The 11,550-nt window shown below is 68.0% G+C and carries 13 protein-coding genes and 2 pseudogenes; 10 read left to right on the plus strand and 5 right to left on the minus strand.

From position 1 onward, the window contains the following. Positions 1-104: 104 nt before the first annotated feature. Together IT882_RS00665 and IT882_RS00670 are read left to right on the plus strand one after the other, a co-directional pair. Complete coding sequence (locus tag IT882_RS00665) at positions 105-728, plus strand: PadR family transcriptional regulator (RefSeq protein WP_229382204.1); 624 nt, start codon at positions 105-107, stop codon at positions 726-728. Then, positions 725-2,224, plus strand: coding sequence for a DHA2 family efflux MFS transporter permease subunit (locus IT882_RS00670; protein WP_195692746.1), 1,500 nt, complete (start codon positions 725-727; stop codon positions 2,222-2,224). The genes IT882_RS00665 and IT882_RS00670 overlap by 4 nt, the downstream gene beginning before the upstream one ends. Here IT882_RS00670 and purD read toward each other — a convergent pair. Next, positions 2,217-3,482 carry a phosphoribosylamine--glycine ligase gene (purD, locus tag IT882_RS00675; protein WP_195692747.1) on the minus strand — a complete coding sequence of 422 codons (1,266 nt, stop codon included), beginning with the start codon at positions 3,480-3,482 and terminating at the stop codon, positions 2,217-2,219. The two genes, IT882_RS00670 and purD, sit on opposite strands and share 8 nt — an antisense overlap. 34 nt (positions 3,483-3,516) lie before the next feature. Between purD and IT882_RS00680 the strand changes: the two genes are divergently transcribed. From IT882_RS00680 to purF, 4 genes are read left to right on the plus strand one after another with little or no spacing between them, the layout of a single operon-like run. After that, positions 3,517-3,870 (plus strand): sterol carrier family protein, encoded by a 354-nt coding sequence (locus IT882_RS00680; RefSeq protein ID WP_229382205.1) that lies wholly within the window; start codon positions 3,517-3,519, stop codon positions 3,868-3,870. Between the two features lie 53 nt (positions 3,871-3,923). Beyond that, on the plus strand, positions 3,924-4,253 hold the full coding sequence (locus tag IT882_RS00685; RefSeq protein WP_324253905.1) for a potassium transporter Trk: 330 nt from the start codon (positions 3,924-3,926) through the stop codon (positions 4,251-4,253). Then, the gene (purM, locus tag IT882_RS00690) at positions 4,250-5,395 is read left to right on the plus strand and encodes a phosphoribosylformylglycinamidine cyclo-ligase (RefSeq protein WP_195693961.1); all 1,146 of its coding nucleotides are present in this window, start codon (positions 4,250-4,252) and stop codon (positions 5,393-5,395) included. Before IT882_RS00685 ends, purM begins: the two co-directional genes overlap by 4 nt. A 6-nt stretch (positions 5,396-5,401) precedes the next feature. Next, positions 5,402-6,862, plus strand: a complete 1,461-nt coding sequence (purF, locus tag IT882_RS00695) for an amidophosphoribosyltransferase (protein ID WP_195692749.1) — start codon at positions 5,402-5,404, stop codon at positions 6,860-6,862. 30 nt (positions 6,863-6,892) lie between these two features. On the opposite strand, the gene IT882_RS00700 is transcribed toward purF, so the two are convergent. Next, positions 6,893-7,078, minus strand: coding sequence for a DUF3073 domain-containing protein (locus IT882_RS00700; protein WP_195692750.1), 186 nt, complete (start codon positions 7,076-7,078; stop codon positions 6,893-6,895). Positions 7,079-7,252: 174 nt separating this feature from the next. On the opposite strand from IT882_RS00700, the gene IT882_RS00705 reads away from it, so the two are divergent. Continuing rightward, positions 7,253-7,795, plus strand: a complete 543-nt coding sequence (locus tag IT882_RS00705; protein ID WP_195692751.1) for a universal stress protein — start codon at positions 7,253-7,255, stop codon at positions 7,793-7,795. 169 nt (positions 7,796-7,964) lie between these two features. On the opposite strand, the gene IT882_RS00710 is transcribed toward IT882_RS00705, so the two are convergent. Beyond that, positions 7,965-8,579 carry a PadR family transcriptional regulator gene (locus tag IT882_RS00710; RefSeq protein ID WP_195692752.1) on the minus strand — a complete coding sequence of 205 codons (615 nt, stop codon included), beginning with the start codon at positions 8,577-8,579 and terminating at the stop codon, positions 7,965-7,967. After that, positions 8,579-9,430 carry a DUF4097 family beta strand repeat-containing protein gene (locus IT882_RS00715; protein WP_195692753.1) on the minus strand — a complete coding sequence of 284 codons (852 nt, stop codon included), beginning with the start codon at positions 9,428-9,430 and terminating at the stop codon, positions 8,579-8,581. Before IT882_RS00715 ends, IT882_RS00710 begins: the two co-directional genes overlap by 1 nt. A gap of 150 nt (positions 9,431-9,580) precedes the next feature. On the opposite strand from IT882_RS00715, the pseudogene IT882_RS00720 reads away from it, so the two are divergent. After that, positions 9,581-10,353: pseudogene (locus tag IT882_RS00720) on the plus strand (MerR family transcriptional regulator). A 73-nt stretch (positions 10,354-10,426) separates the two neighbouring features. On the opposite strand, the gene IT882_RS17225 reads toward IT882_RS00720, so the two are convergent. Next, the gene (locus IT882_RS17225; RefSeq protein ID WP_195692754.1) at positions 10,427-10,588 is read right to left on the minus strand and encodes a hypothetical protein; all 162 of its coding nucleotides are present in this window, start codon (positions 10,586-10,588) and stop codon (positions 10,427-10,429) included. 164 nt (positions 10,589-10,752) lie between these two features. Between IT882_RS17225 and IT882_RS00730 the strand changes: the two are divergent. Together IT882_RS00730 and IT882_RS00735 are read left to right on the plus strand one after the other, a co-directional pair. Further along, a pseudogene (locus IT882_RS00730) lies at positions 10,753-11,043 on the plus strand (fluoride efflux transporter FluC); the annotation flags it as partial. A 106-nt stretch (positions 11,044-11,149) separates the two neighbouring features. Further along, a complete protein-coding gene (locus tag IT882_RS00735; protein WP_195692755.1) occupies positions 11,150-11,524 on the plus strand; it encodes a fluoride efflux transporter FluC in 375 nt (124 codons plus the stop codon). Positions 11,525-11,550: the final 26 nt, after the last annotated feature.

Below are 11,550 nucleotides of genomic sequence, written 5' to 3' on the forward strand. Positions count from 1 at the left end.
GCCGGGCTGATCGATCCACGTTCCGGGGGTTGCTCAGGGCCACGCTTTCAACGTATAGTCCATGTGGACTAGCCGATATGGACTAAACAGAACGGACGAACCCGGTGAGCACCGCGCAACCTTCTCTCACACCCATCGCGATCATGGCGTTGGCGCTGCTGCGCGAGGACGACATGCATCCCTACGAGATGATGCGACTGCTTCGTCACCGCCGCGACGACCGCATGGTCAGCGTGACCAACGGCACGTTCTATCACACGATCGCGCGCCTCCAGCGGGCGGGCCTCATCGACGAGGTGGGCAGTGACCGCGACGGCAACCGGCCCGAGCGCACCACGTACACCCTGCTTCCCGCGGGCGCCGAGGCGGTGCGTGAGTGGCTCCGTGCCGAGTTGCCGCGCGTCGATCACCCGATCGAGTTCCGCGTCGCCCTGGCCGAGGCGCACAACCTCGAACGGGACGAGGTGATCGCCCTCCTCCGCGAGCGCGTCGCCCAGCTCGACGCCGACTACGCGGAGCATCACACCGGCCTGGCCGCTGCCCGTGCCGACGAGGTGCCCGAGCAGTACCTGATCGAGGTTGAACGGCAGGAAGCGCTGCTTGCTGCGGAAACCCGCTGGCTCCACCAGATCATCGATCGCCTCTCCGGCCCGGGCTACGCCTGGGGTGGAGATCCGAAGCCCCACGAAACTGTTTACCGCGCACAGAGAGAAGCTGCCCGCTCATGACCGAAACCACCAGCCCCGCGGCGCCACCGGCATCCGCCGCACCGACCCGGAGCCCGTGGCCCGCGCTGTTCGCGCTGGTCATCGGCTTCTTCATGATCCTGGTCGACACGACGATCGTCGCGGTCGCCAACCCCGCCATCAAGGCGGCCCTGGACCCCAACACCACCAACCTCGACAACGTCGTGTGGGTCACCTCCTCCTACCTGCTGGCCTACGCCGTGCCGCTCCTGATCACCGGCCGCCTGGGGGACCGGTTCGGACCCAAGACCATCTACCTCATCGGGCTGGTCATCTTCACCGGCGCGTCCCTGGCCTGCGGCCTCTCGCCGACCCTCGGCGCGCTCATCGCGTGGCGAGCGGTGCAGGGGCTCGGCGCCGCGCTGATGACCCCGCAGACCATGGCGGTCATCACGCGCACCTTTCCCCCGCACCGCCGTGGCGCTGCGATGGGCCTCTGGGGTGCGACAGCAGGTGTCGCGACCCTCGTCGGGCCGCTCGCGGGCGGGCTTCTCGTCGACGGTCTGGGCTGGGAGTGGATCTTCTTCATCAACGTGCCCGTCGGTGTCATCGCGTTCGTGCTCGCGGCGATCCTCGTGCCTCGGCTCGAGACGCATCGTCACCGGTTCGACATCGTGGGTGTCGTCCTGAGCGCCGCGGCGCTGTTCTGCATCGTCTTCGGACTGCAAGAGGGCGAGGCCTACGACTGGGGCGTGATCTGGGGCCCGATCTCGGTGTGGGGACTCATCATCGTCGGCGTCATCCTGCTCGGCGTCTTCATCTGGACGCAGTCGCGCACCCGCAGCGAACCGCTCGTGCCGCTGCCCCTCTTCCGTGACCGCAACTTCTCGCTCGCGAACCTCGCGATCGCGGCAGTCGGCTTCGCGGTGACCACGATGGCGCTTCCTCTGATGTTCTTCCTGCAGCTCGCTCGCGGCCTCACGCCGACCGACTCCGCCCTGCTGTTGATCCCGATGGCGGTGCTGTCGGGTGTGCTCGCTCCGCTGGCCGGCCGCTGGCTGGACCGCACTGACGCCCGATTCCTGCTGGTTCCCGGCATCCTTCTGGTCTCGGTGTCGCTGTGGTGGTACGCCGCCCTGTTGAGCGTGGACACCCCGATCTGGATGTTCCTGCTTCCCTCCGCGCTGATGGGAATCGGCAACGCGGGAATGTGGGGGCCGCTCGCGACCGCCGCGACCAACAGCCTCTCGCCGCGGGAAGCCGGCGCCGGGGCGGGAATCTACAACACCACGCGTACCGTCGGCTCAGTGATCGGTTCGGCAGCGATCGCCGCCTTCATGCAGTCACGGTTGGAAGCGAACCTGCCCGGTGCCGGCGAGAGCGCCGAGAGTTTCGGTGGCGGGGTATTGCCCCCCGCGGTGGCCGAGGGCTTCTCGACGGCGATGGCGCAAACGCTCATGCTGCCCGCTGCCGTCATCCTGATCGCGGTCGCGGCGTCGCTGTTCATCCACCGCAAGCCGCGGCAGCCGGCTAGCTGACGCGCGCGGCGATGTCGGTGCGGAACTGGCCGCCCGCGAGCGTGATCTTCGAGAGCGCGTCGTAGGCGCGGGATCGCGCCTGCGAGAAGTCGTCGCCGACGGCCACGACATTCAGCACTCGGCCGCCGGTCGCGAGGAGTCCCTCGGGTCCGGCGGCCGTTGCGGCATGGGCAAGGTGCACACCGTCGACGGATGCCGCGGCATCCGTGCCCGTGATCGGCCGGCCGACCTGGGGGGCCGCCGGGTAGCCCTCACTCGCGAGCACGACGGTGACGGCCGCGGTGTCGTGGAAGGTCGGCTGAGCCAGATCCTCGAGGTGCCCGGATGCCGCCGCGAGCAGCAGCTCCGACAGCTGCTCGACCAGGCGCGGCAGCACGACCTGCGTCTCGGGGTCGCCGAACCGCGCGTTGAACTCGATGACGCGTACGCCGCGCTCGGTCAGGATGAGCCCCGCATAGAGCAGCCCGATGAACGGCGTGCCCTCGGCATCCAGCTGACGGATGACGGGCTCGGCGACCTCACGGGTCACCTGCTCGACGAACGCCGCCTCGCCGCCCCAGCCCTCATCGAGCCACGGCAGCGGCGAGTACGCGCCCATGCCGCCGGTGTTCGGGCCCTCGCCGCCGTCGCGGAGCCGTTTGAAGTCCTGCGCGGGACTGAGCGCGCGGACGGTGTCGCCGTCGCTGAGAAAGAAGAGCGAGACCTCGGGGCCCGAGAGGAACTCCTCGACGAGCACACCACCGGTGCCGAGGTACTCGGCAGCGTGTGACAGCGCGGCGTCGCGGTCGCTGGTGACGATGACGCCCTTGCCTGCGGCGAGCCCGTCGGCCTTCACGACGTGCGGCGCACCGAACTCATCGAGGGCCGCGGCGACCTCGTCGATCGTCGCGGCGTGGGTTGCGCGGCCGGTCGGAACGCCGGCGGCTTGCATGATCCGCTTGGCGAACGCCTTCGATCCCTCGAGCTGCGCGGCGGCCCTGCCCGGGCCGAACGTCGGGATGCCGCGCTCGCGGAGAGCATCGGCGACACCGGCGACCAGGGGAGCCTCGGGTCCGATCACGACGAGTCCGATCGACTCTGTCTGGGCGAACGACGCGACGGTGACGGGGTCGTTCGGGTCGAGCTCAACGACCGTGACGTCCTGGGCGATGCCGGCGTTTCCGGGGGCCGCGAAGATCTCGTGAGCCTCCCCTTCGCTGCGCAGCGACGTGATGATCGCGTGTTCACGGGCACCGGAGCCGAGGACGAGGATTCGCACCCGGTCAGCCTACCGACCGGCGTACCGTGGAACCGTGCCTCCCAAAATCACGACCGAAGCCGGACGCGCCGCTCTCGGGGCTGTCGCGGAAGGCACGGCCGGTCGGCCTGAGACTGCCACCGCCGTGCGGTACCTGCTGCAGCTGCTCGCCGAGAAGGCTCCCGGCGCGACGGTCGAGGTCCGCGTTCCGCCGTTCGGTGCGACCCAGATCATCGAGGGCCCGCGTCACACGCGTGGGACGCCCCCGAACGTCGTCGAGATGGATGCTCCGACCTTCATCGACCTCGCGACGGGCGTGACCGGGTGGTCGGATGCCGAAGCCGGCGGGTCGCTGCATGCATCCGGTGTCCGCGCCGACTTCTCGCACCTCCTCCCGCTGCGGCCATGAGCCCTGCATCCGTGATCGGCGAGGAGGTCTGACCCGGGCGAGAGGGTGCGAGAATGGACACCATGTCCCCGACGAGCGATGACCACCTCGAGCAGGTGACGGTGCGGCGCAGCCCGAAGTACTCCGTCTTCCTGCTGCTGGGCGGCGCCGTCGGTCTGCTGGTCGCGATGATCCTCACCTTCCTTTTCGATGGGACGACGCAGGAGAGCCCGAACACGGGCCTCGTCTACTCGCAGATGCAGGTCTTCGGTTTTCTGCTGCTGATCTTCGTATCAGTCGGCGTCGCTCTCGGCGGGGCGATCGCCCTCATCCTGGACCGGGTCTACGCGCGCCGCGCCCGCACGCTCCAGGTCGAGCACGAGCGCATCATCTCGGCCGACTGACGCCGGTAGGCTGTTCGGGTGGAGTCCCACCACCCCCCAGCAATCCGTACACCGCGGCCGGTGTCGACACGGCAGCCGGTGACCTCGCGGTCGACCTCATGAAGGCCGCGGTCCGTCGCACCCAGGGTCCCGAAGTGCTCGGCGGCGTCGGCGGTTTCGCCGGCCTGTTCGACGCGTCCACGCTGCGTGCCTACCGGCGGCCGCTGCTGGCGACGAGCACGGACGGCGTCGGCACGAAGGTCGCGATCGCCCAGGCCATCGACAAGCACGACACGATCGGCCAGGACCTTGTCGGCATGGTCGTCGATGACATCGTCGTCGTCGGAGCGCGGCCGCTGTTCATGACCGACTACATCGCGTGCGGCAAGGTCGTTCCCGAGCGCATCGCCGACATCGTGGCGGGTATCGCGCGCGGCTGCGAAGAGACCGGAACCGCCCTGGTCGGTGGCGAGACCGCCGAACACCCGGGCCTGCTCGGGGTGGATGACTACGACGTCGCCGGAGCTGCCACCGGCGTGGTCGAAGCCGACGCCGTTCTCGGTGCCGACCGCGTCGAGAACGGCGATGTCGTTCTGGCGCTCGCCTCGAGCGGACTCCACGCCAACGGCTACTCGCTCGTGCGCCACATCATCTCGACATCCGGCCTGTTGTACACCGACGCGGCAGCGGAGTTCGGCGGCACCTCCTGGGGCGAGGTCCTGCTCGAGCCGACGCGTCTGTACACGGCGCCGTTGCTGCGACTGATCACGCAATCCGGCGGCGGGATCCACTCCCTCAGCCACGTAACCGGTGGAGGGATCGCGGCCAACCTCGCGCGCGTGCTGCCCGTCGGCACCTGGGTCGACATCGACCGCGCGACGTGGGCGCCGCCGGCCGTCTTCCAGGTGCTCGCCGACCGCGGAGGCATCCCGCTCTCAGACACCGAGGCAACGTGGAACCTCGGCATCGGCTTCGTCGCCGTTGTCGCGGCAGATCGGGCAGCGGATGCGGCATCCGCCCTGACGGCGGAGGGAATCGCCACCTGGCAGATCGGCGTCGTTTCGGACGGGGCGCGACCGACCGGCAACTACGTGGAAGGTGCGAAGGGCGTTGACGGCGGCGCCGTGCGCCTGGTCGGATCGTTCGCCGAAGGAGCGCAGTAACACCCCATGTGCGGAATCGTCGGCATGGTCGGGCGGGGCCCGGCTAACCAGGAGATCTACGACGCGCTGTTGCTGCTGCAGCACCGAGGGCAGGACTCGACAGGCATCGCCACGGCGGAACCGAGCGGAGTCTTCCACATCACCAAGGCGCGCGGGCAGGTGCGCGAAGCCTTCCGCACGCGGGACATGCGGTCGCTGCTCGGCACGATCGGGCTCGGACACGTCCGGTACGCGACCAAGGGCACCGCGTCGAGCGAGGAAGAGGCTCAGCCCTTCTATGTGAACGCCCCGTACGGCATCGTGCTGGTGCACAACGGCAACCTCACGAACACCCGCGAACTCACTGACGAGCTCTTCCACAAGGATCGCCGTCACCTGAACACGAGTTCTGACACCGAACTCCTCGTCAACGTCCTCGCCGGTGAACTCCAAGCGACGGTCTCGGGACTCGATCTCGAGCCCGAGGAGATCTTCGAAGCCGTCTCGCGTGTGCATGCCCGCGTCGAAGGGTCCTACGCGGCCATCGCCCTCATCGCGGGCCACGGTCTGCTGGCATTCCGGGACCCGTTCGGCATCCGCCCCCTGATTCTGGGAACGCGCAAGGCCGCCGACGGGTCGTACGAGTGGATCGTGTCGTCCGAGTCGCTCGTGCTCGAAAACGGCGAGTTCGAGGTCGTCCGCGACCTGATGCCGGGCGAGGCGGTGTTCATCGACCTCGAAGGACACCTGCACACCAAGCAGTGCGCGGAGAACCCCCAGCTCGTGCCGTGCTCGTTCGAGTACGTCTACCTCGCGCGTCCGGACTCGATCATGAACGGCATCTCGGTGTACGAGGCGCGGCTGCGCATGGGCGACCGCCTCGCCGACACGATCGGTAAGTACACCCCGGAAGGGGCGATCGATGTCGTGATGCCGATCCCCGACTCCTCACGCCCGGCAGCCATGCAGGTCGCGCGAAAACTCGGCATCGAATACCGCGAGGGGTTCTACAAGAACCGCTATGTCGGGCGCACGTTCATCATGCCGGGGCAGTCGGCCCGCAAGCGCAGCGTGCGACAGAAACTCAACGCGATGTCCAGCGAGTTCAAGGGCAAGAACGTGCTGTTGATCGACGATTCGATCGTGCGGGGGACGACCTCGAAGCAGATCATCCAGATGGCGCGGGATGCCGGAGCGATATCCGTGACCTTCGCCTCGGCGGCGCCGCCCGTGCGGTACCCGCACGTTTACGGCATCAACATGCCGACCCGTCACGAGCTGGTCGCGCATGGGCGTTCCATCCCCGAGATCGCGGAGGAACTGGGAGCGGACTACGTCGTGTACCAGGAGGTCGCCGATCTGAAGGCGGCGATCCTCGAGGGCTCGGATGTCGAGGATCTCGACATGAGCTGCTTTGACGGTCGGTACATCACCGGGACGGTGACGCCGGAATATCTCGACTGGGTCGAGGGCAGTCAGGAGTCCTGAGCCGAGGCGCGATAACCAGACGAGGCGCGCTTAGGCGGTCTCGTCGAGTTCGTCATCCTCGTCGTCGAACTCATCGGCCCACTTGTCGACGTACAGATCATCGTCGGACTGGTGACCCAGTTCCTTCTCGAGCGCCGCATAGTTGACGCTCGGGCTGTAGGACTTGAGTTCGCGGGCGATCTTGGTGTGTTTCGCCTTTTGACGGCCACGCCCCATGCGAGACCCCCTCATTTCTGACCCGCGGGCTGAAGCGCGGGTCTCCGCACTCCGCAGCCCGTGCATTCACGAATCCGGTCTTTCGCCGGGAAGAGTAGCATTCAGAATATCACGGAGCCCTCGAGGGCCCGCGGCTGTGCGCCCTCGGCTCCGCATGTCGAGGAGGGAATCCAGATGGCGGATGAACGGCCGGAGCTCACAACGGCACCCCTGGATGCGGAGGCGGTCCACGGCGCGGTGATCGTCGGGGTTGTTCCCGACCAGCACCCCCGCGTCGTGAAGGAAGCCGCGAAGTTCGCCGCCATGATGAAGGCGCCGCTGGTGGTGGCTCACGTCGACGTCACGCGGTTCGTGACGTACGAGGATCCCGACGGATACGTGCACTCCGCTCCGATCGACGTGAACATCGCGCCCGGCGAAGCGGATCTCGACCTCGTGCGCGCCTCCGTCGCTCATGAGCTGGAGGGGATCGACGTGGAGTGGCGCATCCATCAGCTCGTCGGCGACCCGGCTCTCGCCCTCAAGCAACTCGCCGAGCAGGTCGATGCCCGGCTGCTCGTCGTCGGAACGCGCAAGCGCGGCATCGGCGAATCGATCCGAGAGTTCTTCACCGGATCCGTCGCGGCCCGGTTGGCGCACCGGCAGGCCCGCTCGATCCTCGTCGTGCCGCTGGGCGAACCGGCCTCCGACGACGAGGACCTCTGGCCGACCAGCTGAGGCATCAGGTCTCAGCCGAGACCCGTCGCTGATCCTCGCGGACCGAACGCAGGATCAGCGGGGCGTCGGGCGCCCGCACCCCACCTGATCGCCGGTTTCATCCTGCAATCGGTCCGCCGGGTCGGTCGTCGCTCGCCTCGGCCGCCGCTCGCCTCAGCCGCAGCTCTCCTCAGTTGCGGAGGGTCCGCGTGATGGTGCGGCTCACCTCGTCCAGGCCGGTAGCCAGTTCGTCGACGACGGATGCCGTGAGCGTGCCGCCCTTGGCCACGTGCGTGCGGAGATCTGTCCGCACCTGGGCGCGGAACTCGCTGATTGCGACCTCGGCCCGATGCAGCTGCTCCCGTGAGAGGGAGCGCAGGTCGTCGGTGACATCCCGAACCTGCTGGTTGCGATCCTCCCGCTCCGCGCGGGTCGCAGCGGCAAGGTCTGCGCGCAGGCTCTTCATCGCCTCGCGCACCGATCCTCGCACCTCGTCAGCGATCAGGCGCACCGAGTCGGCGAGGCCCTCCTCGATGTTCTTGAGGTCGCCAGCGCGGGAGGCGACCTCGGCGCGGCCGGCCTCCGTGATCTCGTAGATCGTCTTGCGTCCGTCGACCGACTTGGTCACCAGGCCCTCCTCCTCGAGCTTCGCGAGCCGCGGATAGACGGTGCCGGCGCTGGGGGTGTAGGTGCCGCCGGTGCGATCCGACAGAGCCTGCATGATGTCGTAGCCGTGCCGCGGTCCCTCGTCGAGGAGGGAGAGCAGGTACAGGCGCAGGTCGCCGTGAGAGAAGACGGGGGCCATCAGAGGTCCTCCGCCTCGCTGGCGGTGTCCGCGGACGCCGTGGCGGGGGACCGGCGCAACACCGTGAGCCGGCCGGCAACGGAGTTCGTGCGCACGTCGACGAACGAGCCGCTGAGCTCACCGGTCGAGCCGCTGTAGTTGGTCACGCCGCTGCCAGATCGGGTGACGCCATCGATCTGAACCCGGCCGCTCACGCTTCGCACGACGAAGTTCGCAGGAAGCCCCTCGTCCAGGCGGATCGTCGCGCCGCCGCTGACGGTGTTGAGGCTGATCGCGTGGGCGTTGCCTGTCGTGTCGACCAGCATGTCGCCCGACACGGTGTCGATGGACGCCTTGCGGATGCTCCCTGTCGCGGCGACCTCTCCCGAGACGCTGTTGGCCGACAGGGTTCCGGTCAGGTCACGGATCTGAACATCACCCGATACGGCATTGACCGTCACGTCACCGGTGAGGCCGTCGACGATGATGTCGCCCGACACGGTGTTGAGGCGGGTGTCAGCCTCGAGGCCCGACACGAGCGCGCTCGCATTGACGACACCGAGGTTGAGCGCAACGGAGCGGGGAACTGCCACGCTGACTTCTGCCTTCGGGCCGCCGGAACCGAAGTTGCGGAAGGCCTCGAGGAAGTTGTCCCAGCGCAGTTGCGGGTGGTCGATCTCGACGGCGTCGCCTGTCGCCTCGATGCGCAGGTCCTTGACGGTGACGCCGTAGACCTCGATACGCACGCCCGGTTCGTCGTGCGCGATGACGTCGACTTGACCGCCGACGAGGCCGATCTTGAGAGTCCGCACATCATCGAGGTCGATGACGCGCGTCTCTCCCGGGTGAATGAGCCACTTTTCCAGGGTCATGGTCCGCTCCGTTCCGAAGTCTCAGATCGCGCTATGCCTCAGAGACGCGATATAGCGCGATTTGAGAATAACGCGTTATATCGCGTTGTGCAAGCGTGAGTGATCCGACGTCTTGACAGTGACGCAACGTCAACTTCTAGCGTGGATGCCATGACGGAATGGAGCATTCACGAGGTCGCGCAGCGCTCTGGCGTGACCACGCGCACGCTGCGGCACTACGACGCGATCGGCATCCTGCACCCGACGCGGACCGGCGCGAACGGGTACCGGTACTACGGAGCCGACGCGCTCGTGCGGCTGCAGCGGATCCTGCTGTTGCGGGACCTCGGGCTCGGACTCACCGATATCGCCGATGTGCTCGACGCGCAGCAGGACACCGTGGCGGCGTTGCGCACCCACATCGGCTGGCTTCGTTCCGAGCAGGCCAGACTCGCCCGGCAGATCGCCGCGGTGGAATCCACCATCAACGCATGGAAGGGAGGTGAATCGACGATGACTGAGAACATGTTCGACGGATTCGACCACACCGTCTACAAGGACGAGGTCGAGCAGCGCTGGGGAGCCGACGCGTACGCGCGATCCGACTCGTGGTGGCGCTCGCTCGACGCGGGTCAGCAGGCGGCCTGGAAGACCGAGAGTTCCGCACTCGCCAGGGACTGGGCCGCCGCCGCGCACGCCGGCATCCAGCCGGGCTCAGCCGAGGCGCAAGCCCTGGCAGAACGCCACGTGGCATGGCTGCGCGCCATTCCCGGCACCCCGCGCACGAGGGTGGCGATGCGCTCAAGCCGTATGTGCTGGGGCTCGCGGAGATGTACGTGGCCGATCCCCGATTCGCGGCGAACTACGCGACCGCCGACGGCGGATCGGGTGGAGCGGAGTTCGTGCGCGACGCGCTCACGGTCTACGCCCAGTCACGGCTCTAGCCGCGAACCTCGCGACAACGAACGGATGCCGCGTCCCTCCCCGAGGAACGCGGCATCCGTGTCGGTGGTGCGGTCAGCTACGGCTGCCGCTGATGACCCTGAAGAGGAAGGCGATGAGGGCAATCACGCCGACGATGAGGGCGACCCACAGCAGCCAGTTCAAGGCAGTGTTGAGGCCGCCGACGATAGCCAGGACAACGGCTATCACGATGATCAGGAGGAGTGCGATGTTCATGGGGCCCCTTTCGTTGGACGTCCGCGAGCGTGCGCAACAGTGTGGGCTGCGCTCGCCACGTCGTGACGTTCGCACCTTCGCGGCGGCGTCACAACGGGGTTGTTTCCGGGCAGCGAACCCGGTATGGCGGCGGACGCGGGCGCGGGTGGCGTTAGCCTGAGCGGATGGCGACCAGAACCCGGTTCTCATGGGCCCATCTCGGCCTCGTGTTCGCCGGCGGTGCTGTCGGCACGGCCGCGCGCCTGGCCGTCTTGCTCATCGAGGACCCCTCGGTGCAGTGGCTGTCGATTCCGCTCATCAACATCGTCGGCTCGTTCGTACTCGGGGTGGTGACGGGGCGTGCCGAGAGCCAGACCGACCCCGCCCGAGCCGCGAGGATGCGCACCTTCTGGGGCGTCGGTGTCATGGGTGGTTTCACGACCTACTCGAGCTTCGCCGTGCTCGCCGTGGATCCCTCCCTGATGCCGCTGGCTGTGGTCATCGTGCTCGTCGGACTCGCCGCCGCCGCCGCCGGACTCTGGATCGCCCGCCCCGGCCCTCATCAGCGCGCGGACAGTCAGCATGAGCCCGCTGTTGCTCGCCCTCGGAGCGCTCGCCGGTGGTGTCGGCGCCGCGCTGCGCTACAGCGCCGATGTCGCCATCTCGCGATGGTGGCGGCCGCCGTGGGGAGTGTTCGTCGTCAACATCCTCGGGTCGTTCGCTCTCGGCATCCTGACCGGCTCCGCCGCCGGTGCCGACCTGCAGCTCGTGCTCGGCGGGGGGCTCCTCGGCGGATTCACGACCTTCAGTGCCGTCTCCGTCACGACCATCTTGCTGGCCGAAGAGAAGCGCGGACGGATGGCGATCCTCAACGCTGCGGGGACGCTCCTGCTCGCCCTCGCCGCCGCCGCCGTCGGGCTCATGCTCGGCTCGGCGCTGACGGCAGTGCCGAGCTGATCGGGACATTTCGGGATATCCCCCGG

The organism is Microbacterium schleiferi, assembly GCF_015565955.1.
Taxonomy (GTDB): Bacteria; Actinomycetota; Actinomycetes; order Actinomycetales; family Microbacteriaceae; genus Microbacterium; species Microbacterium schleiferi_A.